This window comes from Candidatus Sordicultor fermentans (genome assembly GCF_012728195.1).
Classification (GTDB): domain Bacteria; phylum Atribacterota; class Atribacteria; order Atribacterales; family Caldatribacteriaceae; genus Sordicultor; species Sordicultor fermentans.
This window is the reverse complement of sequence record NZ_JAAYFP010000033.1, coordinates 1-23,943: the sequence shown is the minus strand read 5'-3', so window position 1 is coordinate 23,943 and position 23,943 is coordinate 1. Positions and strand designations below refer to the sequence as shown.

The 23,943-nt window shown below is 42.5% G+C and carries 21 protein-coding genes; 2 read left to right on the top strand and 19 right to left on the bottom strand.

Translation table 11 applies throughout. The features are described from left to right. Positions 1-70 precede the first annotated feature (70 nt). From argH to GXZ17_RS01625, 13 genes are all read right to left on the bottom strand, one after another. Positions 71-1,525, bottom strand: a complete 1,455-nt coding sequence (gene argH / locus GXZ17_RS01685) for an argininosuccinate lyase (protein WP_409375560.1) — start codon at positions 1,523-1,525, stop codon at positions 71-73. Continuing rightward, on the bottom strand, positions 1,522-2,727 hold the full coding sequence (locus tag GXZ17_RS01680) for an argininosuccinate synthase (protein ID WP_409375559.1): 1,206 nt from the start codon (positions 2,725-2,727) through the stop codon (positions 1,522-1,524). The genes argH and GXZ17_RS01680 overlap by 4 nt, the downstream gene beginning before the upstream one ends. Positions 2,728-2,751: 24 nt before the next feature. Further along, a complete protein-coding gene (locus tag GXZ17_RS01675) occupies positions 2,752-3,939 on the bottom strand; it encodes an aspartate aminotransferase family protein (protein WP_409375558.1) in 1,188 nt (395 codons plus the stop codon). Positions 3,940-4,102: 163 nt separating this feature from the next. Further along, positions 4,103-4,900 (bottom strand): acetylglutamate kinase, encoded by a 798-nt coding sequence (argB, locus tag GXZ17_RS01670; protein ID WP_409375557.1) that lies wholly within the window; start codon positions 4,898-4,900, stop codon positions 4,103-4,105. 390 nt (positions 4,901-5,290) lie between these two features. After that, on the bottom strand, positions 5,291-6,505 hold the full coding sequence (gene argJ / locus GXZ17_RS01665) for a bifunctional glutamate N-acetyltransferase/amino-acid acetyltransferase ArgJ (RefSeq protein WP_409375556.1): 1,215 nt from the start codon (positions 6,503-6,505) through the stop codon (positions 5,291-5,293). Positions 6,506-6,515: 10 nt separating this feature from the next. Beyond that, the gene (gene argC, locus GXZ17_RS01660; RefSeq protein WP_409375555.1) at positions 6,516-7,550 is read right to left on the bottom strand and encodes an N-acetyl-gamma-glutamyl-phosphate reductase; all 1,035 of its coding nucleotides are present in this window, start codon (positions 7,548-7,550) and stop codon (positions 6,516-6,518) included. Positions 7,551-7,835: 285 nt separating this feature from the next. Next, the gene (dapA, locus tag GXZ17_RS01655) at positions 7,836-8,717 is read right to left on the bottom strand and encodes a 4-hydroxy-tetrahydrodipicolinate synthase (protein ID WP_409375554.1); all 882 of its coding nucleotides are present in this window, start codon (positions 8,715-8,717) and stop codon (positions 7,836-7,838) included. Positions 8,718-8,733: 16 nt separating this feature from the next. Beyond that, the gene (dapG, locus tag GXZ17_RS01650) at positions 8,734-9,966 is read right to left on the bottom strand and encodes an aspartate kinase (protein ID WP_409375553.1); all 1,233 of its coding nucleotides are present in this window, start codon (positions 9,964-9,966) and stop codon (positions 8,734-8,736) included. After that, positions 9,967-11,130: an LL-diaminopimelate aminotransferase gene (locus tag GXZ17_RS01645; RefSeq protein WP_409375552.1), complete on the bottom strand. Its 1,164-nt coding sequence runs from the start codon at positions 11,128-11,130 to the stop codon at positions 9,967-9,969. It lies immediately after the preceding gene. Continuing rightward, positions 11,109-11,963 (bottom strand): diaminopimelate epimerase, encoded by an 855-nt coding sequence (gene dapF, locus GXZ17_RS01640; protein ID WP_409375551.1) that lies wholly within the window; start codon positions 11,961-11,963, stop codon positions 11,109-11,111. Before dapF ends, GXZ17_RS01645 begins: the two co-directional genes overlap by 22 nt. A 39-nt stretch (positions 11,964-12,002) precedes the next feature. After that, positions 12,003-12,806: a 4-hydroxy-tetrahydrodipicolinate reductase gene (dapB, locus tag GXZ17_RS01635; protein ID WP_409375550.1), complete on the bottom strand. Its 804-nt coding sequence runs from the start codon at positions 12,804-12,806 to the stop codon at positions 12,003-12,005. Positions 12,807-12,824: 18 nt separating this feature from the next. Next, complete coding sequence (gene lysA, locus GXZ17_RS01630) at positions 12,825-14,126, bottom strand: diaminopimelate decarboxylase (RefSeq protein WP_409375549.1); 1,302 nt, start codon at positions 14,124-14,126, stop codon at positions 12,825-12,827. A 186-nt stretch (positions 14,127-14,312) separates the two neighbouring features. Then, positions 14,313-15,872, bottom strand: a complete 1,560-nt coding sequence (locus tag GXZ17_RS01625; RefSeq protein WP_409375548.1) for an FGGY-family carbohydrate kinase — start codon at positions 15,870-15,872, stop codon at positions 14,313-14,315. Positions 15,873-15,924: 52 nt separating this feature from the next. Between GXZ17_RS01625 and GXZ17_RS01620 the strand changes: the two genes are divergently transcribed. Continuing rightward, complete coding sequence (locus GXZ17_RS01620; RefSeq protein WP_409375547.1) at positions 15,925-16,374, top strand: Mut7-C RNAse domain-containing protein; 450 nt, start codon at positions 15,925-15,927, stop codon at positions 16,372-16,374. 10 nt (positions 16,375-16,384) lie between these two features. On the opposite strand, the gene GXZ17_RS01615 is transcribed toward GXZ17_RS01620, so the two are convergent. Genes GXZ17_RS01615 through murJ form a run of 6 tightly spaced genes read right to left on the bottom strand, consistent with a single transcriptional unit; the run spans position 16,385 to position 23,283 of the window. Beyond that, on the bottom strand, positions 16,385-17,578 hold the full coding sequence (locus GXZ17_RS01615) for a phosphoglycerate kinase (protein ID WP_409375546.1): 1,194 nt from the start codon (positions 17,576-17,578) through the stop codon (positions 16,385-16,387). A gap of 15 nt (positions 17,579-17,593) precedes the next feature. After that, the gene (locus tag GXZ17_RS01610; RefSeq protein ID WP_409375545.1) at positions 17,594-18,028 is read right to left on the bottom strand and encodes a cyclic nucleotide-binding/CBS domain-containing protein; all 435 of its coding nucleotides are present in this window, start codon (positions 18,026-18,028) and stop codon (positions 17,594-17,596) included. A gap of 41 nt (positions 18,029-18,069) precedes the next feature. After that, positions 18,070-18,753: a rhomboid family intramembrane serine protease gene (locus GXZ17_RS01605; RefSeq protein ID WP_409375544.1), complete on the bottom strand. Its 684-nt coding sequence runs from the start codon at positions 18,751-18,753 to the stop codon at positions 18,070-18,072. Positions 18,754-18,779: 26 nt separating this feature from the next. Further along, a complete protein-coding gene (gene hemW / locus GXZ17_RS01600) occupies positions 18,780-19,925 on the bottom strand; it encodes a radical SAM family heme chaperone HemW (protein WP_409375543.1) in 1,146 nt (381 codons plus the stop codon). Continuing rightward, positions 19,922-21,724: a translation elongation factor 4 gene (gene lepA / locus GXZ17_RS01595; protein WP_409375542.1), complete on the bottom strand. Its 1,803-nt coding sequence runs from the start codon at positions 21,722-21,724 to the stop codon at positions 19,922-19,924. Before lepA ends, hemW begins: the two co-directional genes overlap by 4 nt. Beyond that, on the bottom strand, positions 21,724-23,283 hold the full coding sequence (gene murJ / locus GXZ17_RS01590) for a murein biosynthesis integral membrane protein MurJ (RefSeq protein ID WP_409375541.1): 1,560 nt from the start codon (positions 23,281-23,283) through the stop codon (positions 21,724-21,726). Before murJ ends, lepA begins: the two co-directional genes overlap by 1 nt. A gap of 449 nt (positions 23,284-23,732) precedes the next feature. On the opposite strand from murJ, the gene GXZ17_RS01585 reads away from it, so the two are divergent. Beyond that, on the top strand, positions 23,733-23,943 hold a 211-nt coding region (locus GXZ17_RS01585; RefSeq protein WP_409375540.1), incomplete at its 3' end, for an isocitrate/isopropylmalate family dehydrogenase.

Below are 23,943 nucleotides of genomic sequence, written 5' to 3'. Positions count from 1 at the left end.
CCGAAACATCCACAAATTGTAAACGAACAAACTGATATTTTTTGAGTTCTTTTAATGTATATCTTAAAAGTTAGAGAACACAACTTCCACCCATCAAGTTTTCCCAGCTTTCTTGCTCTATTTTTCTCCAGGAGGAAACTCTCTCTCGGGATTGAACTAAAAGTTCTTCTCCTATTTTTATCTCTCTCTCCACCTCCCGAGGAGAGGTGCTGCCTTCCGATATTTTCCTTCTCACTGACTTTTCCTCATCTATTATCTCCTCCCAATTTTCGGGGAACAGATGTTGATACTCTCCCCAGTCTTCCTTCTTCAAATCCCGCAGGTGTTTTCCGCTTGCAGATAGTTTTTTCACCATCTCTCCCACCCAGGCATGAGCCCGGCGAAAAGGAACTCCCTGTCCTACCAAATATTCACACAAATCAGTAGCGGTCAAAAAACCCACCGATAGTGCTTTTTTCATACTTTCTCGGTCGGGAAAGATGTTCTGAGTGAGACGAGCAGCTATGCGAAGAGAGGAAAGAGTCTCTTTTGTGGCCCGGAAAAGAGGGGGTTTATCCTGCTGTAAATCTCGATTATAGGTGAGAGGGAGCCCTTTTAAAGTGATAGCCAAACTAACCCAGGAGCTCAATACTTCCCCGGTTTTTCCTCGTAGTAGCTCCGCTACATCGGGATTTTTTTTCTGAGGCATAATACTTGAGCCGGTTGTGAAAGCATCGTCAATTTCTAAAAAGTGAAAGGCCGGAGAGCTCCACAAAACTATTTCTTCTCCCCACCGACTGAGGTGAAGAAACAAAATAGACAGACCTCCTAAAAATTCCAGAATAAAATCCCGATCGGATACGGCATCCATACTATTTTCCTGCACTCGAGGAAAAGCCAGAAGTTCAGCCACATATTGTCTATCGATAGGGAGCGAAGTTCCAGACAACGCTCCTGCTCCCAAAGGAAGCACGTTTACTCTTTTTCTGGTATCTTCTAATCTTTCTATATCCCGCTGGAACATAAAAAAATAGGCTAAAAGGTGATGAGCAAAAAGAACCGGTTGTGCTGGCTGAAGGTGGGTATAGCCAGGCATAACCACATCTTTGTTTTCTTGAGCTTTTCGCAGTAAGGCTTCCTGAAGAAAACTGATTTTTTCTATAACCTCTCCTATTTTCTCTCGCAGAAACAGGCGCTCATCCAAAACCACCTGATCGTTACGGCTACGAGCGGTATGAAGTTTACCGCCTATTTTCTCTCCTGCTATTTCCCGAAGGCGGATTTCTACCAGGCTATGTATGTCCTCAAAAGGGGAAGGATCTACCTTCCCCTCCTCTATCTCCTGAAAAATCACCCGTAAGCCTCGCAAAATTTCTTTGCTCTCTTTCTCCGATATTATTCCTACTTTTTCTAACATTTTGCAGTGAGCGGCGCTTCCCCACAGATCATACTTATAGAGGAAGAAATCTTCCGGAATAGAAGTGGAAAATTCTTTCACTTCCTGGTCTAATCCTTTTTCCATCCGACTTCCCCATAAGTTGGTCATGATTTTTTCCTTCTCTCTAGAGTAGCCTGCACTCGAGCGGGAAGACCCCATATTTTAATAAAGCCTTCACTGGCCTGATGATCAAACAAATCTCCTCGGTCATAGGTAGCTAATCCCCAATCATAGAGAGAATATTCCGATTTTCTCCCCACTACCTGCATACTACCTTTATAAAGCTTAACTCTTACTATTCCCGTCATCCGCGGTAAAAAGGATTTCATAAAAGCATCCAGGGCTTCCCGAAGAGGTGAATACCAGAGACCATCGTACACCAATTGTGCATACTTTTCCTCCAGGTGGGGCTTGAAGTGGATTACTTCTCGAGGAAGAACCAGATTTTGAAGGTCACGGTAAGCTTCAAGGAGAATTAAAGCTGCCGGACACTCATAAATTTCTCGAGATTTTATTCCCACTAACCGATTTTCCACATGGTCCACTCGACCAAAGCCGTTTTCACCACCTATCTTATTTAATTCTTCCACCAAACTCAAAAGAGAGTAATACTCTCCTCCCAAAAGACGAGGTACTCCTTCCTCAAATCCAATTTCTAAATAAGCGGGCTCCGAAGGAGCATCTTTCGGGTCTCTCGTCCACTCAAATACCTCTGCAGGCGGCTCAACCAACGGGTCTTCTAAAACTCCACACTCGATGCTCCTTCCCCAGATATTCTGATCAATACTATAAGGTTGCTCTAAAGTGGTGGGAACCGGGATACCATTGGCATGAGCGTATTCAATTTCTTCTTCTCTTGACCACCCCCATTGCCGAGCGGGAGCCACCACCTGTAAATCGGGATTCAAAGCCATCACTGAAACTTCAATGCGCACCTGGTCGTTACCTTTTCCCGTGCAACCATGAGCTATCATGGTTGCACCTTTTTCCTCTGCTACTTTGACCAGATACTTGGCAATCAAAGGGCGAGAAAGAGCAGTAGCCAAAGGATATCTATCTTCATAAATGGCCTGAGCCCATAGAGCGGGCAAAACGTACTCATTTAAAAACTCTTCCCGCGCATCAAAAACCAGTGCTTCCTTTGCTCCAATGCTCAGAGCTTTTTTGCGCACTTCTTCTACGTCTTTACCTTGGCCTACATCAATAGTAAGAGCATAAACCTCGGCATTAAATTGCTCTTCCAGCCAACGAATAGCTACTGAAGTATCCAATCCTCCTGAATAAGCTAAAACTACTTTCTGTCGACCCATTTTAGGTCCTCCTTCTTCATAAAACTATATTCTTTCTAAAACTTTCTTCAATGCTTCTACTCCCTCATCTATTTCTTCTTGATTGATAATTAAAGGGGGTAAAAACCTCACCACGTCATCATTACAGGCATTGACTAAAACTCCCTCTTTGAGCATCTCCTCAGCAACTTTTTTTGCTTTTCCGGGAACCTCAAAACCTAACATCAAGCCTTTACCTCGAACTTCTTTTGCTATTGGAAAAGTAGAAACTAACTTCTTGAGCTGTTTTTCAAAATATTTTCCCTTTTCTCTTACTGCAGCAAGAAAATTTTCCTCGCTTACCTCATCTACTACCACACACGCTGACCGCGCACACACCGGGTTCCCCCCAAAAGTGCTTCCCTGGTCTCCTCGATGAACTGAAGCGGAAACTTTTTCATCAACTAAAACCGCCCCCAGAGGCAAGCCTCCTCCCAAGCCTTTGGCTAGAGTAACTATATCCGGCCTGACTCCAAAACTCTCAAAAGCAAAAAATTTTCCCACTCTTCCTATACCACATTGCACTTCATCAAAAATCAAAATCACGTCTTTCTCATCACATAATTTTCTCAAACCCTCTAAAAACTCTCTCTCACAGGGATAAATTCCTCCCTCCCCCTGTACTGGCTCCACTATGATGGCGCATACCTCCTCATCTAAAACTTTCTCTACGCTTTGCAGGTCGTTAAGAGTAGCATATTCTATCCCCGGAGGAAAGGGGTCTAAATCCTGATGAAATTTTTCTTGAGCAGTGAGAGCTAAAGTCAAAAGAGTTCTTCCATGAAAAGAGCGATAAAAGGAGATAAACTTATAGCCTTTACCATATTTCCTCTTGCGATAAAAACGGGCCATTTTCAAAGCTACCTCATTGGCTTCTGCACCGCTGTTAACTAAAAACACCCGAGAGAAACCAGATTTTTCCACGAGGCGTTCTGCTAACTCTACCTGAGGTACACTATAATATAGATTAGAAGCGTGGAGTAATTTATCCACTTCTCTTTTTATAGCTTCCTGGAGAGGGGGGAAAGAGTAACCTAAAACGTTTACTGCGATCCCGGCCATGAGGTCAAGATATCTTTTTCCTTCTAAATCAAAGACGTAGCATCCTTCTCCTCGCTCCAGTACCACCGGTAAACGATTGTAAGTCCCCAAAAAATAGCGTGCTTCTTTTTCTATGATTTCTGCAGAAGTCATTTACCTCACCTTCTTTCTTGTACTGAGAAAGACTTCGTCTTCCTCAGTTGTTTTTCTCTACATTTTCATGCTTTTAATCTTACCTCATAGGCTGTCTGCTTTTTGCTTTTCCCGAGGGAGAATAAGGGGACTTTGTCCCCTTATTCTCCCTCGCAGACTGCCTTTAAAGCACCACCTTCGTTCCCCTCATCTTCCCCCCCGCTAAAAAGAGAGGAAGGTTTTCCATCTCTTTTCCCTCGCCAATAAATACCTCTTTTACTCCACCCCGTAGAGCTTCTTCAGCCATCTCTATTTTGGGAATCATTCCTCCCCGAATCTTCCCCTCTTCTTTCAGGATTTCAATTTCCGCCCAGGACAAAACTTCTATCAGAGAATCTCTATCCTCCACATCCCGTAAAACTCCAGGAACATCAGAAAAGAGGAACAACTTATCAGCTTGCAAAGCCACAGCCAAGCGAGCTGCTGCCCAATCAGCATTTACATTTAAGCTCTCTCCTTCTCTATCAGCTGCTATCGGAGAAATAACAGGCAAAAATCCTCCCTCCCACAAAACGTGCACCAGGCGAGGATTCACTTTCTTTACTTCCCCTACCCTTCCCAAGTCTACCTTTCTATCTCCAGAGGCAGGGTAATACTTTTCCCCTTCCAGCAAAAAACCATCTCTTCCGCTTATTCCACAAGCAGGAATTCCCTGACGATGAAAAATACCTACCAACATTTTATTTAAAAGACCGCTCAATACCATTTCTGTTATTTCCATGTCTTGGGGAGGAGTAACTCGCAAACCTTCTACAAACTGGCTTTCTCTTCCTTCTTTTTCTAAGAATTTAGTAATCTGAGGCCCTCCTCCATGCACTAAAGCTAATCTTATCCCCTCTTTTACTAATTGGGCAAGCACTCGAAAGTAGTCCTCATTTTTAAAATCGATATTTTTGCCTCCAATTTTTACCACTATCTTCATAGTTTCCTCCTCCTGATTTACAGGAAATAATCATTAATCACAAACATCATGTAATTTTTCTCTTTTGCACTTTATCTTGCTCCCCTCGCCGCCGAGGATCGAAGGGGAGTGTTTCCCTCTCATATTCCGGGAGTTCTTTTCCCCTTCACTGAGGAAGGCATTTTCTTCCTCAGTTATCCTTGTCCTTTTAATTTTAATTTTTTGTTTTTCATACTTTTAGTCTTACGTCGTAGCACGCTGGGATATTTTCCCAACGTTATTTTTCTGAATCTTTTTTATCTATTTTGCCTTTATCTTGCGTCGCAGACCGTCTGTTTTCTCTCCCTTCTCCCTCGGTGATTTTTATCTTTTTATTCTGTATTTAATTTTTTGGGGGCAATAAGGCTGCTGTCAGCTATAATGGCTATTAATCCGTACATATTCCAGAGATAAATCACAAGTCCACACTTCAAACTCTCCCTCTCCTATTCCCAGGTCTACAATAATTTTAAGCTCCTTTTTCTTCATCGCCTCCTGAGCTTCTTCTCTCTCCACTCCCTTAGCCTTCATTCCTCCCTCTACCAAAGTAACTCCGTTAACCTCTAAAGAAACTTTATCGGGAATCATTTCTATTCCGCTTCGCCCCAGAGCAGCCATAATCCTTCCCCAGTTAGGGTCTTCTCCAAAAAGAGCAGTTTTTACCAGAGGAGATTCAGCAACGGTAAAAGCACCCTTTTGTGCTTCTTCTTTTGTTCTCGCTCCTCGCACTATTATCTCTACAAACTTAGTGGCGCCCTCTCCGTCTCGGGCTAAATCCCGAGCTAACTCTTGAGTTAACCAAAAAAGAGCCTCTCGAAAAATGGAAAAAACTGGATCATTACTCTTCTTAACTTCTACTCCACTTTTACCATTAGCCAGAATCAATACCATGTCATTAGTACTCGTATCTCCGTCCACCGTCACCCGATTAAAGCTTTGATTCACCGCCTCTTTTAATACTTGATCTAAAACCAGAGCGTCTATGCCTAAATCGGTAACTATAAAAGACAACATAGTAGCCAAATTTGGCTTAATCATCCCTGACCCTTTAGCTATTCCTCCCAGGTGGACAGTTTTTCCTTCCCAGGAAAAAGAGAGAGCTCGCTCTTTGGGAAAAGTATCAGTAGTCATTATAGCTTTGGTTGCTTCCCTGCTCGATTTCTTCACTGGTAACAATTGAGATAATTCTTCTATCCCTTTTTCTATTTTAGTGAGAGGCAAAAATTCACCAATCACCCCCGTAGAAGCCACCGCTACGAGCCGATGATCTACCTTAAAATAACGAGCAGCAAGGTCAGCCACTTTCCTGGCATCTTCTATTCCTCGTTCCCCGGTGCACGCATTAGCTACTCCACTGTTTGCTACCACCAGTTGTAACTTTCTCTCTTTTAATAAATGCTCTCGGGTAACCAGAACTGGTGCTGCCGAAACTCGATTTTGAGTGAAAACTCCTGCTGCCGCAGCCGGTGTATCAGAGAGAATAGCTGCCAGATCATTTTTCCCTTTCTTTATTCCGCAGTGTACTCCATAGGAAGAAAACCCTGAAACATTATCCAATCCACCTTCTAAAATTTTCCAGCTCTCCATCTCTACCTCCTCAAGGGTATAATACATCCTCCGGCAAACCTTCTTTTTCCTCTTTCCCAAACATCAGATTTAAATTCTGCACTGCCTGCCCGGCTGCTCCTTTAATCAAGTTATCCAGAGCAGAAATTACTATCAGCTGATTCTCTCCCACCTTTTTGAGTCCCAGATCAACAAAGTTAGAGCCTACTACCCAGCGCAGCTCAGGAAAACGATGGAGAGGGAAAATCCGCACCCAGGGTTTCCTTCCCCAATAATCCTTCCATATAGATAAAAGCTCCTCCTCCTCTATATCTTTTTCCAGGGTAAGATAAACAGTAGTTAAAATCCCTCTCTTCAGGGGCAAAAGATGGGGAGTAAAAATAAGGTTGACCTCCCTCCCGGTAGCTAACTCCAGCTGTTCTTTCATCTCCGGCTGATGACGATGCTCTCCCACTTTATAGGCTTTGAAATTTTCATCTACCTCACAAAACTGGTTGTCTTCAGTAGGCTTTCTACCTGCTCCGGTTACTCCTGATTTGCTATCCACTATTATAGAAGGTGAAATTACTCCCTCTTTTAAAAAGGGATACAGAGGAATAATCACCGAAGTAGGATAACAACCGGGATTAGCCACCAGTTGCGCCTCTTTTAAGCGCTCTCTACAAATTTCCGGAATACCATATACTGCTTCCTGTAAAAGGTGAGGAACACGATGTTCTAACTGATAATATTTTTGGAAAACCTCTACGTTTTTAAAGCGAAAATCAGCCCCCAGGTCAATAACCCGTATCCCTTTTTGCAAAAGAGGAGGAACATAATCCATAGCTACTCCTGAGGGAAGAGCCAGAAAAATTGCCTCTATTCCTTCTAAACTATCCACTTCCTGCTTTTGTAAAGTCAAATTGCTTCTTCCTTGCCAGGCCAGACAATAATCCTCCAATTTTATACCCGGAAAACTTTCACTTCCTACCCAGCAAACTTCTACACCGGGGTGGTAAGCCAAAATGCGTAAAAGCTCAAGACCAGTGTATCCAGTAGCTCCCATTACTCCTACACGTACCATCATTATTCCTCCTTCTTACCAATAAAAAAACCTCGTCTTTAGACGAGGTTTTCAAAGACGGACAGGGGTGCAACACTTGGTGCACGGTGCCACCCTGCTATACTCTTTGTTTTAACGGCTCAACCGGAGCTCCTACTTAGAGAAAAACTCTTTTCTTCGGAGTCAGCTCCAGGGCTCTATCTTCCTTAACGCCACGGTGGAAGCTCGCACCCTACCTTCCTCGCTGAACCATAACGCTAATCTCTTCCCTATCATCGCTTTGATAGATATTTAAACATTTTCTGGTAATTAAATCAAGTGGAATTTTTCCAGAACTGACTTTAATTTTTCCTCTTTTTCTTGTTCTAAGGAAGACAGGGGAGGTCGAACCCCTCCCACTCTCCACCCTGCCAGGTTTAGAGCAGCTTTTACTGGAATAGGATTAGTGGAGATAAAGAGAGCTTTAAAGAGTGGATAAAGCTCAAGATGGACTTTCAGAGCTTCTTTAGTTTTTCCTTCATCGAATAGCTGAATCATCTTTTTTATCTCTTTGCCCACCAGATGAGAAGCCACGCTTACCACTCCCACTCCCCCCAAAGCTAAAAGGGGAAGAGTCATGATATCATCTCCACTGTAAAGATAAAAATCAGGAGGAACCAGAGCTTTAATTCGAGAAATCTGATCGGTGCTTCCTCCTGCTTCTTTTAGGGCTACAATGTTCGGAATTTCTGATAGGCGAGCTATGGTTTCTGGTTCAATATTCACTCCGGTGCGAGAAGGGATGTTATAAAGCATAACTGGAATATTTACTGCCTCAGCGATGGCACGAAAATGCTGGTAAAGCCCTTCTTGAGGGGGCTTGTTATAATAAGGAGCCACTGCCAGAATACCATGTACTCCCAGACTTTCCGCTTCTTTAGAAAGAAGTACGGATTCCTTAGTATTGTAATTGCACGTTCCTGCTATAACTTTTGCCTGATCTCCCACTTCCTCGAGAGCCACTTCAAAGAGACAGAGTTTCTCTTCCCGGGATAAAGTCGGAGATTCCCCGGTAGTCCCGGAAACCACCACTCCATCCGAACCATTTTCCACCAAAGCCCGCAATAATTTCCGAAATTCAAAATGATTTACCGTTAAATCCTGGTCAAAGGGAGTAACCGCTGCAGTTAAAAGACTGCCAAAATATCCCATTGCTTTTTGCTCCCCCCTAACACGCCTTTTCCAGTCGAAATTTGTGGTGTAAAACTTGAATGGCCCTCTCCATATCCTGGGATTTAACCAGACAAGAAATGGTAATATGAGAATCTCCAGTCTGGAGAATCTCTATATTGGCATCTTTAAGGGCTTCTACTAATTGAGCTACTACTCCCGGACGATCGGCCATATCAGAACCTACCAGAGAAACTTTAGCACAAGGGAGAGTCAGGTTTACCTCAAACCCTTCCCGACGCAAAATTTCCTCTACCTTACTCCCTACCGTCTCATCTACTACAAACGCCGTGCCTTCGGGAAAAAGGCTAACCAGGTCAATGCTGATGCCCTCCTGGGCCAGAGATTGAAAAATTTTTAGCTCTCCGTTTTCCGAATCTCCCAAATTCACTCGCACTTGAGCTAAACCCCGGCGGTAAGCGATGCTATAAACCGGCTCTTCCTGAGAAAGGATTCTCAATCCTTCTTTAGTGAGAGTGGAAATATCACAGATTAAAGTTCCTTTGCCTTCATCGCTTAAGCTCCTGACTCGGAGAGGTATCCGGTACTCCCGGGCCAGATTCATAGCTTTGGGATGAATAACTTTTGCTCCCTGCTGAATCATCTCTGCAGCTTCAGTGTAGGTTAGCCCCTGAAGAATTTGAGCCTCAGGAACGATGCGGGGATCAGCGGTAAAAACTCCGTTCACATCAGTAAAAATATCTACATAATCAGCTTGTAAATAAATCCCCAGAACTACCGCTGTAGTGTCGCTTCCCCCCCTTCCTAAAGTGGTGACTTCCCCTTCTTCCGTTGCCCCTTGAAAACCAGCCACCACTACTACATATCCTTTATCCAGATATTTTTTGATTCTATCCGGCTCTACCCTCAGTATAGAAGCATCGCCAAAATGATTATCGGTAATGATACCTGCTTGAGCTCCAGAGAAGGCTACACTTTTCATTCCCATCCGGCGCAAGGTTTGAGACATCACTACTGCTGAGATGATCTCTCCGCAAGAGAGAAGAAGGTCTAGATCCCGGGGGTCAAGATTAGAAAATTCCTCTCGAGCCAGAGAAATCAAAGTATCGGTAGCATAAGGTGCTCCTTTCCTTCCCATAGCCGATACCACCACCACCGGGGAAAATCCTTCTTTTTGAGTTTCCTGCACTTTCAAAGCTGCTTTTTCTCTAAGTTCCCGGGTATTAACTGAAGTTCCCCCAAATTTTTGTACCACTATTTTCACGGTCATTCACCTATCCCAAGTTTCTTTTATCCTCATCATAGCTTTTTCTAAAACAGGAGAGGGAGTAGTAATAGAAATTCGAACAAATCCTTCTCCATACCTACCAAAACCAGTCCCGGGAGTAACCACTACTTGAGATTTATCCAGAAGATAGTTGGTAAATTCCAGGGAGGTAAACCCTGGAGGAACTGGAACCCACAAATAAAAACTGGCCTGAGGTGGGGTGATGTCAAAACCCAATGAGGAAAAAGTTTCCACCACCAGGTTACGGCGCTCGGTGTAGACGGGAATAATATTTTTTAATACCTCATCCACCCTATTTAGAGCTTCCACCCCTGCCCATTGAATGGCATTAAAAATCCCTGAATCGATATTAGTTTTCACTCTCCCCAGAGCCTCTATCACTTTTTCATTGCCTACTGCAAAACCTATTCTCCAGCCCGTCATATTAAAGGTCTTAGAAAGAGAATGAAATTCCACCGCTACTTCCCGAGCTCCTTCTACCTCCAGAATGGAAGGAGCTCGATAGCCATCGTAGCTTATCTCCGAATAAGCTAAATCGTGGGCTATTACAAAATCATAACGTCGGGCTAACTCTACTATCTCCTCAAAAAAAGAAAGAGGAGCAATGCTTGCTGTAGGATTATTAGGATAATTCAAAAAAACTATTTTAACCTTTTCCCATATACTATCGGGAAAACTATATAAATCGGGAAGAAAATCATTTTCAGCCAGAAGAGGAAGCTCAATGGGTATCCCTCCGGCAAGCATTGTACCAATCTTATATACCGGATAACCCGGGTCACTGGCCAAAACTAAATCTCCAGGGTTTACCAGACACCAGGGAAGATGAGCAATCCCTTCTTTAGAACCAATGAGAGAGACTACTTCTTGCTCGGGATCCAGTTCAACACCAAATCTTTTTTTATACCATAAAACCACCGCTTCTCGAAAAGCATCTAATCCCTGATAAGAAGGGTAACGATGATTTTCAGGACGCCACGCCTCTTCACATAACCGCTCTACAATGAAAGAGGGAGTGGGAATATCAGGGTCTCCAATCCCCAAATCAATAATTTCTTTACCTTCCGCTCGAGCTTGATTTACTTTTTTCTCAATTTCAGCAAAAAGGTAGGGAGGAAGGTTCTTTATACGCTGAGCAACTTCCATTCTTTCTCTACCTCCTCATTAATTTCTCCCGAGAACACTTCTTCTGCCGGTCCTTCAATGTAGACCTCCTCCTGCCACTCCACATCTAATGTTCCGCCGGGCAAGTGTATAGCAGCTTTTCTGTCTAATTTCCCCTCTCTTACCGAAGCTACTAATACCGCCGCCGCGCCAGTTCCGCAAGCCAGAGTGGCCCCTGCTCCTCTTTCCCAGACTTTAACCACCGCCTCTTTCTTGTTTCTTACCTCTACAAACTCTACATTGGTTTTTTCAGGAAACAGAGGATGGTTTTCGATTTCTCTCCCGTATTTTTCCCAATCGCGAGGAATTTCAAAAATCACCACATGAGGGTTACCCAGAGATAGAGCAGAGATAAGGAAAGTTCTACCTTCTACCTCTAAAGGGTAATTCTTTACCTCTTTTCCCTCTAAATCCACAGGTATTTCCCGGGGTTGGAAGCGGGGTTTTCCCATATTCACTCTTACCCTCCTTACCTTCCCCTCTTCTTCTTCTGTAATCCGGGGGATGATGATGCCCGCCTTAGTTTCCACTGTGAACTCCTTTTTGTTTACTATCCCCCGCTCAAAGGCAAACTTAGCCAGACAGCGAATTCCATTACCACACATCTCTGCTTCACTACCATCAGAGTTAAAAATACGCATCCGGAGGTCAGCCACTGAGGAAGATAGAACTAAAATCACTCCGTCTCCTCCCACCCCTTTATGACGATCACAAATTTTTAGAGAAAAAGAAGGCCAGGAAGAGACCCCTCCGGTCTCCTCTTCAGAGAAAATAATAAAATCATTACCTAAACCATGCATTTTTACAAACTGCATTTTCCTCTCCTCAATTTGAAGTAAATTTTATCACATCTATCAAGAGGTAAGACCTATAACTTCTTCCAATCCGTAATAAAATCGGGGTTCCTCATAAACTTTCTTAATGGACATCATCACTCCAGGCATAAAAGATGACCGACTAAGAGAATCATGTCTTATGGTGAGAATCTCTCCCTCTCCTCCCCAGATAACTTCCTGATGGGCTACAAGCCCAGGCAATCTCACACTGTGGATATTCACAGAGCCCAGAAGTGCTCCTCGTGCCCCGGATAATATCTCTTCGCTTTTATCAGAAAAAGGAGTATTTTTAACTTCCTCTATCCCCTGAGCAGTCTTTATCGCTGTTCCTGAAGGAGCATCTTTTTTCTGAGGGTGATGATATTCAATTATTTCTGCTCGCTCCAAATATCGAGCAGCGATGCGAGAAAAATGCATCATCAATACCGCACCCAGAGCAAAATTAGGAGCAATTACACAACCTATCCCTTCTCTCTCACAACTCTGGCGCAGAGTTTCTATTTCTTCACTACTTAAACCCGTCGTTCCAATCACCAGAGGAATTTTATAATCCAGAAATAGAGGAAGGTTTTCCCGCAGAGCTGAAGCGTGGGTAAAATCACAAATAACATCTGGCTTTACTCTATTTATCGCTTCAGCTAAATTTTCCTCTATTATAATTCCCTGAGGTCCCACGCCCGATACCTCTCCTGTATCTCTGCCCACTTCTTGTTTATCAGCAGCTCCTCGTAAAACTATATTTTCTTCTTTATGGATAGCTCTTACTATTTCTTTCCCCATTTTGCCCGCTGCTCCTACTAAAAATACTCCAATCTTTTTCATTATCTCTCACCTTCTTTATCACTCCAGAGGAGTAATGTCTCTTCTCACTAAATCATACCAGTTTTCTGGCCGCACCACCAATTCCGGCTCACCCTCCCGGATAAAAACCACCCCGGGGCGAGGAATAAGATTATAATTGGAAGCCATAGAATAATTATAAGCTCCAGTGGCTTCCACTACTAAAACATCCCCGGGAGAAGGAGAAGGAAGTTCAATTTCTTCTATTAAAACATCTCCCGATTCACAACATTTTCCCACCACAGAAACTTTCTCTCTTTCTCCTGCTACTCGATTACCAATGTGAGCTTGATATTTAGCACCGTATAAAACAGGACGAGGGTTATCGGTCATTCCTCCGTCTACAGCCACATATTTTTTAATTCCCGGAATCTCTTTCACGCTCCCCACGCGGTAAATGGTGCTACCGGCAGTATTAACGACCGATCGACCCGGCTCTATATAAAGACGAGGTAAAGGATAAGAAAGCTCCCCGCACATTTCCTTTACTTTTTCACTTATTTCCTTTACATAAAAATGAGAAGAGGGAAAACGGCTTTTTTCCTCATCTGTATAAGGAACTCCTAATCCTCCTCCCAGGTCTAATTCTCGAAACACAAAACCGTGCTTTTTCCTAAAATCAACCATAAATTGGAGCATAACTTCTGCCGCCTTCAAAAAAGGCTCTATATGGTCAATTTGTGAGCCAATATGACAGTGTAGACCCCACACTTCTAAATCTTCCGACTGAATTGCTTTTAATATAGCATTTTCTGCCTCTCCTAAGAGAAAACCGAACTTACTATCGATTTTACCGGTGGTGATATACTGATGAGTGTGGGGGTCGACTCCGGGGGTAAGACGAAAAAAAAGAGGGACTTTGTAAGAAGCATACGATGAAGCTTCCTCCAGGAGAAGATTTAGCTCTACTTCGTTATCCACCACCCACCGCCCTACTCCCTCCCGGAGAACCAGGCGGCGTTCCTCATTAGTTTTATTATTACCATGAAAGATAATTTTCTCTACCGGGAAATTAGCGGTAGAGGCCAGATAATACTCTCCTCCTGACACTACATCCAACCACCAATCTTCCTCTTTTATTATGGAGCACAAAGCCGAACACAAAAAAGCTTTACCTGCATAAGCCAGGGAAAAATGGGGATAGTTTTCCCTGAAACTTTTCTCATATTCCTGCATATTAGAACGGAGTAGAGCCTCATCATAAACATAAAGAGGAGTCCCCATAGTTTGAGCTAAACTTACTACATCACATCCGGCAATTTCTAAGTGATTATCCTTGTTGATACTTTTATTCCCCAGCATTTGCTTCCTCCCGCTTTTTAGTTTCCACAGTTGGAGTGGTTTTGAAGATAGGATATTCATTCTCCATACCCACTACAAGAAAATGGTTTTCTAAACCTCCAATTTCCGTCAATTATAAAACAGATTAAAATTATGGTCATCCACATAAATATTTATAAAAAAAGAGCACTGCCCCGGGGGGGTGAATTAAGCCTCTGGAGTGGTTCCCAGCCTAGTAGAAACCCGATGCATCAGATCTCGGAGTTGCCAGTAACTTTTAACATATTGCTCATAATAAAAATGATAAATCTCCCTGTTCTGTTGACAAGGATATATTTGACCTGATATTTGCACCATTTTGAGGGTAGCTTCGGGAATACTTCCATAAAAACCCACTCCCACAGCGGCATAAATTGCCGTTCCTAAGGTACTGGCTTCTTCCACAGTGGTCAGGTAAATAGGAATATCAGCCACATCAGCATGAATTTGTAACCACAGCTTACTCCTCGCTCCCCCTCCACTTACATATATCTCCTCCGCCTGAAAACCATCCCGGGCTAAAGTTTCCAGAATATGAAATGTTCCGTAAGCTGTGCCTTCGTATATAGCCCGCAAAATATGAGCTCGGGTATGACTCAGAGAAAGCCCCCAAATGGCACCTCGAGCCAGAGGATCCTGATAAGGACTACGGTTACCCTGGAAATTATCTAACACTAAAAGACCATCAGAACCGGGAGAGATTTGAGCCGCCATCCTATCCATAGCATCAAAAATGTTCTCCAATTCTTCTCTTTCTCTGAACTCCTCCTGCAGAAAATTATCCCTAAACCATTTGATGATAGAGCCGGTTGAGCTCTGTCCTCCCTCTAAAATCCACATATCAGGTAGTACTGCTCCCTGGTAAGGTCCCCAGATACCGGTACTGAAAATAGGACTATCAGACAGAGCCAGATGACAGGTAGAAGAACCAATTACCATGGCTAATCTATGAGGATGAACTACATCTAATCCTACCATAGCGGCATAAGCATCTATCCCTCCTTGAATAACAGGGATACCCGGGATAAGTCCTAAATCAGAAGCTGCTCTTTTGGTTAGCTCCCCTACTCTTTCCCCTACCGGGATTAAATCCCGGGGCCACTTATCCAGCAATTCTTCAAAGTTAAGTTCTCGCAATAAAGAAACTGGCCACCCTCCTTCAGGGGGACAATAATTCCATTTACAAATAGCATTATTCAAGGAAGTTACCCAGCGATCAGTAAGTTTAAAAACTATCCAATTCTGGCATTCTACCAAATAGTCAGAGTTAGCAAAAACATCAGGTAAATTCTCCTTAAGCCACAAAGCCTTTGGAATCATCCACTCCGGCGATTCACTCCCTCCTGCATAGCGAAGAACAGGGTTATGAGTAGCATTAATTCTCTCTGCTTGCTCAAAAGCCCGGACATCCATCCACATAATGGCCCGGTGTTTAGGATTACCAAATTGGTCTACAGGAAGCACGGTGCAAGAACTAGCACTCACGCTCAAGGCGGCAATCTCTTCCGGTTGCACTTCTCCCTGTATAACGCAGCGACGAACAGTATCTTGAATCGCTTTCCACCAATCAGCAGGATCTTGTTCTGCCCATCCCGGACGAGGATGATGTTCAGGATAAGAATAGAAAGAAAGAGCTACCACATTACCACGAGCATCAAAGATACCACTTCGCAATCCTTGAGTTCCCACATCAATACCTAAAAAATAAGGTGGTTTGGTATTCGGCATAATTTTCAGACCTCCACAACAGCAAATTACTTTATCATGTTAAAATAATAACATGGTTTTCCCCAAATTTTTAGCTGATTGCATGTTAGGTAAGTTAGCTCGATGGCTGAGAATTTTAGGATACGATACCAAGTACTCCCGATATCTGGACGACCCCAAAATAGTAGCATTAGCCCGTTTTGAACATCGAATTCTTCTCACCAGAGACAAAGCTTTAGCAGAAGGTGCTTCTGATGTTGCTTACCTCATCTCTTCTTCCCGGGTAGAAGAACAAGTTCAAGAAGTCATAAAAGCTTTTCATCTTCCTTATCCTACTCCCTTTCCCCGTTGCCCCCACTGCAATGAACTACTCTTTGACATCTACCAGGAAGAAGCTAAGAGAGAAGTCCCTCTTTTCGTTTCTTTAACCTTTTCTCAATTCAAAAAATGTCCTCAATGTCATCGAATATATTGGCCAGGAACTCACTGGCAGAGAATAATCCAAACTCTCTCGAGCTCCTGACCTCCCAAAACTATTTATCCTGTAATACTTCCACTCCGGGTAAAACTCGCCCTTCTAAAAACTCTAAAGAAGCACCGCCACCGGTAGAAATATGAGTAATTTTATCTTCTACCCCTGCCTTCTTAATAGCAGCTATAGTATCTCCACCGCCTACTACACTCGTAGCACCGCTTTGGGCAATCTTTTTGGCTATGGCCACTGTCCCTCGAGAAAAAGGCTCTATCTCAAAAACCCCGAGAGGTCCATTCCAGAAAATAGTTCGAGCTTCCTGAATGTAACGACCAAATTTCTCCACCGTTTCTGGACCAATGTCAAACCCTGCCATATCAGGAGGGATCTGGTTCCACTTTACCACCTTATACTCTACCCCTTCTTTAGCTTCCGGAGCCACTACAAAATCTTCTGGAAGCTCCAGACGCACTCCTCTTTCTCGAGCTATCCGTATAACATCAGAGGCTTCTCCTATCATAGATTCTTCCACAATAGAATTACCCACTTCATAGCCTAAAGCTTTAACAAAAGTATAAGCCATCCCTCCTCCCAAAAGAAGAACGTCAACTTTTTCCAGAAGCCTTCTAATCACTCCAATTTTACTTGACACTTTGGCTCCTCCTAGGATAGCCAAGAACGGTCGCACCGGATTATTGAGTTTTTCCCCCAGAACTTCCAGCTCTTTCTCCATCAAAAACCCGGCATAGGCAGGCAAAAACTTAGCCACTCCGGCAGTGGAAGCATGGGCTCGGTGAGCAGTTCCAAAAGCATCATTAACGTAAATATCAGCCAAGCGAGAAAGAGCTCGAGCAAACTCTTCATCGTTGGCTTCTTCTGCGGGATAGAAGCGGATATTTTCGAGAAGAAGTATTTCCCCTTCTTTTAGCTTAGAAACCGCCTCTTCCACTTTTTCTCCTATACAATCATCTACTTTATAAACTTTTTCCCCTAAGAGTTCTTCCAGCCGCCGGGCCACAGGATCCATTTTAAGTTCTTCAGTGAATTTGCCTTTAGGGCGGCCCAGATGAGAAACCAAAATAACTTTAGCTCCTCTTTCTTTAAGATACTTTATAGTAGGCAAACTTTCTACAATCCTCGTATCATCGGTAATCTGCCGGTTTTCATCCAGAGGAACATTAAAATCCACTCTCACCAGTACTCTTTTTCCTTTAAGCTCTTCTTGAGGAATATCTCGAATGGTTTTCTTATTCATCTTCCTACACCTCCCTTATTTTTTTTCCATAAAATATTGCAAGACGCTATTGTGATTTATCACCCCTACAATTTTCCCTCCCTGCATCACGGGCACAAGTTCCAAATCAGTATCAAGCAGTAAATCTATAGCCTCTTCCAACCCTTCGTCTGCTTCCAGATAATCAAAATCAGCACTCATAAATTCGGAAACTTCCCGAGAGGAAAAATCCTTGATTTTTTCTCTAATGGCGACTACAAAGTTACCAGTAATAGCTACTTCTTTTTGAGCTAATTCTATAACCTGCCGGAAAAAAACGGAAGAAGAAAAGTAGCCCACGGCTCTTTGTTCCAAGTCTACAACAGGTGCTCCATTAACTTTTCTCCGGGCCAAAAATCTTATGACATCAGCAATCAGATCAAAGTCGTTTACCATAATAACCTCAGGTAACATAATTTCTTCTACCAACACTTAACCATTCCTCCCTATCGATTTATTACTCTCTATAGTTATCACCAATAGACCTGACGTTCATAGTGATTGGAAGCTATTTTACACCATAAGCAACCCATAGCAAACCCCCCCAGATGAGCAAACCACGCTGTTCCCCCCAAAGTGGGAGAAAGAAGAGAAGTTAAACTATAAATTAATTGGAAAAAAACCCAGATGCCCAGAAGCAGAGCCGCCGGAACTCGAACCACAGTAAAGAAAAACCCCCATAGCACCAAAACCAGCCCCCGAGCAAAGGGAAAAAGTATTAAATATCCACCCATCACTCCACTTATAGCACCACTTGCTCCCACTGTAGGAATAGTAGAGAAAGGGAAAATCAGAGCATGAGAGAGGCCTGCCACGAGACCACAGCCCAAATAGAATAGTAAAAAATGAAAATGGCCTAAAAAATCTTCCACATTGTTGCCAAAAATCCAGAGATAGAGCATGTTAGACAGAAGATGGAAGAGATTACCATGAAGAAACATAGAAGTAAAAATAGTGAGAAAAGGGTGGATAAAAGGACTTAAAGGACGAACTTTACCCCATAAAACTGCCGGAACCAATCCCGCCTGGAAAAAGAAAGTTTCCAGCTGAGGACCTAAGAGTAATTCGTAAATAAAACATACCACATTAGCTACAATGATAGATACAGTTACTATAGGAAGCTTCTGGGTTGGTAACTCATCTCTAATTGGTATCATAATTTACAATAACACAACTACCCTCCTCAATCAAGAATTTCTTGAAATATTTGATTAGCCACCAGCATTCCTTTTTGAGAAAGATAAAACCTTTCTTCCTCTTTAATTATAAAGCCTTCTTTAGACAAAAATTCCAAACATTTTAACTTGCTTTCTACTTCCTCTCTTTTGTATTGCGCTAAAAGATAAGAAGTTTTTACTCCCTCTTCAGTCCTTAACCGGAGCATAATATCTTCTGTTAATTTTTGGTGAGGGGCAAGTTCTTCTTGAAAAGTAAGAGGAGTTCTTCCCTCCCTCAAGCGCGTAAAGTAGTTCTTTAAGCTACTGGTATTTTTTTGTCTTCTCCCTCCCAGGTAAGACCACGCCGAAGTCCCTACCCCTAAGTATTCTCCATCACTCCAGTAATTGAGATTATGGCGGCACTCCGCTCCGGGTTGAGCAAAATTAGAAATCTCATAATGTCTATATCCTTCGCTGTCTAATCTTTCCATTGCCCATTCAAAATAGAGAGCTTCTTCATCAGAAGAAGGAAAAATCCCGGGGTGGCGCTTAGCAAATTGATAAAGAGGAACCCGGGGAGAAAAGGTAAGATCATAGATGGAAAAATGAGGAGGATGATAGACAAGAGCACTCTCTACTTCCCTTTGCCACTCCAGAAAACTCTGGAAAGGTAAGCTATAGAGAAGGTCTAAACTCCAGGAGGAGCAATTAATTTTTCCCATACAGGACAAAACATTCTCAATTTGTTCCAGGGAGGAAGAACGACCTAAAAAGCATAAAAAATGAGGGTTAAAAGATTGAACTCCTACACTGAATCGGTTGATTCCGGCTTCTCGAAAAGCTCTTATTTTGTCTCCATTTACCGTTTCCGGGTTCACCTCCATAGTTATTTCTATAGAAGACGAGAAAGCAAAGAAATGCCGGAGATAATTAAGTATTTCTTCCACATCTTCAGAAAATAACAAAGAAGGAGTTCCTCCTCCCAGATAAACAGTAGACAACTCACTTCCCCGGAGGCCTTCCTCTTCTACCTTCAAAGCTATTTCTTGAAAAACTGCTTTTTTGTATTTAAGATGAGTATGTCGGTCCCTTCGAGGATAAGAAACAAAGTCGCAGTAACGACATCTTTTAACACAAAAAGGAAAATGAAAATAAAGAGATAGCTTTTTCATTTCTCGCTTTTCATCACTGCCAGAAAAGCTTCTTGAGGAATTTTAACTTTGCCCACCGCTTTCATTCTCTTTTTGCCCTCTTTTTGCTTTTCCAGGAGTTTCCTCTTTCTGGTTATGTCTCCACCGTAACACTTTTGTAACACATCTTTGCGCAAGGCTGGTATATCTTCTCGAGCAATTATCTTTCCCCCCACAGCTGCTTGCAAAGAAATGGTAAAAAGTTGCCGGGGAATAAGTTCCTTCAATCTGGAAATCAACTCTCTACCCCGGTAATAAGCATTCTCTTCTGGAGAAATAAAAGAAAGGCCATCCACTTTTTCTCGATTAACTAGAATATCCACTCTTACTAGGTTTGCCGGGCGATACCCTGCAAACTCATAGTCCAAACTGGCATAGCCTCTGCTCACCGCTTTTAGACGGTCATAGAAATCGAGTAAAATTTCCGCGAGAGGCAGGTCATATTTCAAAAGAACAAACTTCTCACTTAAATAAATCATGTCTTTAAAAATCCCCCGCCGAGATTGACAGAGGTCCATTACTCCCCCTAAGTATTCTGCTGGAACGGTTATACTCATCTCTACATAAGGTTCTTCCGCTTCTTCTATTTCTGAAGGAGGAGGAAAATCCTTGGGAGACCTTACCTCTAGCACCTCTCCTTTTTTAGTCAAAACATGATATACTGCGTGGGGAGCAGTAGCTACCACTTCCACTCCGAACTCTCGCTCCATTCTTTCCTGGGTTATGTCCATATGCAGGAGACCCAAAAAGCCGCAACGGAAACCAAAACCCAGAGCTTCTGAAAAATCAGCTTCGAAGCTTAGAGCAGCATCGTTAAGCTGCAATCTTTCTAAAGCTTCTTTTAATTTGGAATGATCTTCATAGCTCACTGGATAAAAACTACAAAAAACCAGAGGTTTTATTTTTCTGTATCCTGGAATGGGAGAAGGAGAGGGGTGCGAGGAAGAAGTAATGGTATCTCCCACCTGACTATCTTCCAACTGGTTAATATTAGCAACCACATAACCTACCTCTCCAGGACCCAGACTATCTACTTCTGTTCTTTCGGGAGTAAAAACTCCTACCTCTGAAACAGAAAAGCTTTTGCGAGTGGAAAACATCATGATTTCCATCCCTTTTTTAATTTTCCCTTCTTTTACCCGAATGAAAGGAATAACCCCCCGGTAGGAATCATAAATCGAATCAAAAATTAATGCTTGAAGAAAAGGAGAGTCTTCCCCTTGAGGGGGAGGAATGAATTGAACAATCTTTTCTATTAGTTCTTCCACTCCAGTTCCCAATTTGGCACTCACCAGAGTAAAGGGAAGATGGTCTTCTCCCAAAATAGCTTCCACTTCCCTCATGGCCCTTTCTGGATCAGCAGAAGAAAGATCGATTTTATTGATTACCGGGAGAATAACAAGACCTTGAGAAATAGCAAGACGGGCATGAGCTAAAGTCTGAGCCTCTACCCCTTGAGAGGCGTCTACCACCAATAAAACTCCCTCACAAGCTGCTAAGCTTCGCGAAACTTCATAGCTAAAATCGGCATGCCCGGGGGTATCAATTAAATTTAAGATGTATTTTTCCCCGTCCCGAGGGGAAAAATACTCCATCCTCACTGCTTTGGCCTTAATGGTAATGCCTCTTTCTCTTTCTAAATCCATACGGTCCAGAAATTGCTCTTTCATTTTTTCCTTGGGCACCACCCTGCAGATTTCCAGAATCCTATCAGCGAGAGTTGATTTGCCATGGTCAATGTGAGCAATGATACCAAAGTTTCTAATTTTACTTCTATCCATTAGCCAGCATTATTCCTCCAGTTGCGAAACAAATAAACAATAGTTTGTCCCTCCTCCAGTTGAAAAAGAATGGTAAGCAAAAAATAAAATCCACTAACTAAAACTATTATACCAATAAAGGAAAGCAAACCTTTACCTTCTCCTCCAGAATAAAGCCTTCCCTGGAGAAAGTGGCAGAAAAAAATAAAAGCTGTGGTCTGAGCTAAAATTTTCCCCATCCATTTTCCAGGCAAAAGAGTTTTAATTTCCAGCGACTCAGACACCCGACTCAGACATAAAATAAGCAAAAAAGAATTCAAAAAGGCAGCCAGAGAACTGGCTAAAGCCAGACCACTGAAATCCATCCATCTAACCAGGAGAAGATCCAAAACTACGTTAGAAAATACTGCAATCAAACTAACCTTAACCGGGGTTTTGGTATTTCCTCGAGAATAAAAGGCCCGGGTAAGGAGAAGATTTAAAGAAAAAAAGGGCAACCCCAGAGAATAAAAAATTAAGGCCTGAGCAGTCATAGAAGAGGCTATAAAATCAAATGCCCCTCTTTCATAAACCAATTTCACAAGGGGGGTAGAAAAAATTACCAGGAAAGCAGCTACGGGCAACATCAAAAATAAAATCCACCGCATCCCCTGAGCTAAAGTATTTTTCCATTCTTCTTCCTCTTCCCCAGCAAACTTTTGAGAAAGAGACGGTAAAATGGCAACGGAAAGTGCCACTCCAAAGACTCCCAGAGGTAGCTCCATTAATCTATCAGCAAAATAGAGAGCAGATACTGCTCCTTCCTGGCAGGTGGAAGCAATAACTCTATCTACTATGGTATTGATCTGGGATACTGCCAGAGAAAAGCTAACTGGAAGCATGAGACCAATAACTTGTCGGAATCCTTTGTTTTTCCAGAACTTCCAATCCCAGTGGAGACGGAAACCCGCTCGATAAAGAGGGGGAATCTGGAATAGAAATTGACCAATCCCTCCCAAAATTACCCCCCAGGCTAAGGCATAAGGGCCTAAAAAAGGCTTAAAGAAGTAAATAGAGAAAATAGCTCCCAGATTAAAGAAAATCGGTGCCACTGCTGACCAGCTGAAAATACGAAAAGTATTAAGAAAACCCATAAGCAAAGCAGACCAGGAAATCAAAAGAAGAAAAGGAAACATAATAATGGTAAAATCGGTAGTTAAAGATATCTTTTCTACCTCACCTCGAAATCCCACTGCTATGAGATGCACGAGCAGTGGGGAAAAAACCATTCCCAGAATACAAACCAATGAAACAATTAAAGTAAAGCCAGTAAAAGAAGCAGAAATAAATTCTTGAGAGGACTTTTTTTCCTCTCCATAGCGAGAAAAAACTGGAACTACTGAGGTGCTCAGTGCTCCTTCTGCAAAAAGTCGGCGTAAAAGGTTGGGAATGGTATAGGCAATTAGAAAGGCATCGGTAACCCAGGTAGCCCCAAAGGAAGAGGAAATTAAAATTTCCCTAAAAAAACCCGAGATCCGGGAAAGAAAGGTGCCAATTCCCACTACTAAGGTATTTTTTACTAAGGAGTTTTCTTCTCTCATCTCATATTTTATCCTGGCAAGGAAGAAGAGGCTATTTGCCAAAAAGGAGAACAGAGCGGAAAATGTTTTTCTTCGCTATATAATCAGCTTTTCTCTTTTTCTCTCTTCGACAAATATTCAATTTTAACTCTTCTCCTCTATAGTAGAAAATATAAAGAAAGGTGGACATCGCTCGCTTTTCTGAGCAAGGTATTATATCGAAAAGTCAATCCAATATAGCCTAACTCATTATTCAATTTTTGTCGAGAGGGGGAAACCCCCCTCATAATCCCAAAAAACTGTACTATGCGCACTCGGCAATTTGAAATATTAATTTTTCAGGAAGAATGACAGTTCATCAGCATAATTGCTAAAGATGGGTAAGAAATGTTTGATGACAGTTACGAAGTCAGCAAAAGTAAAAGGAAAATGATAAAATATAGACCAAAAACAACAGAAAGGAGAAAAAAATGAAAACTTATCGCCTGGGCGTGATACCCGGAGATGGGACAGGACCAGAAGTAGTAAGAGAAGGACTCAAGGTTTTAGAAGCTGTTTCTAAAAAGTCAGGCTTTTCTTACACTACTATTTTTTATCCCTTTGGAGGAGAACATTATCTTAAAACAGGAGAAACTTTACCCGATTCGGCTATTGAAGAATTCAAGCAATTAGACGCTCTTT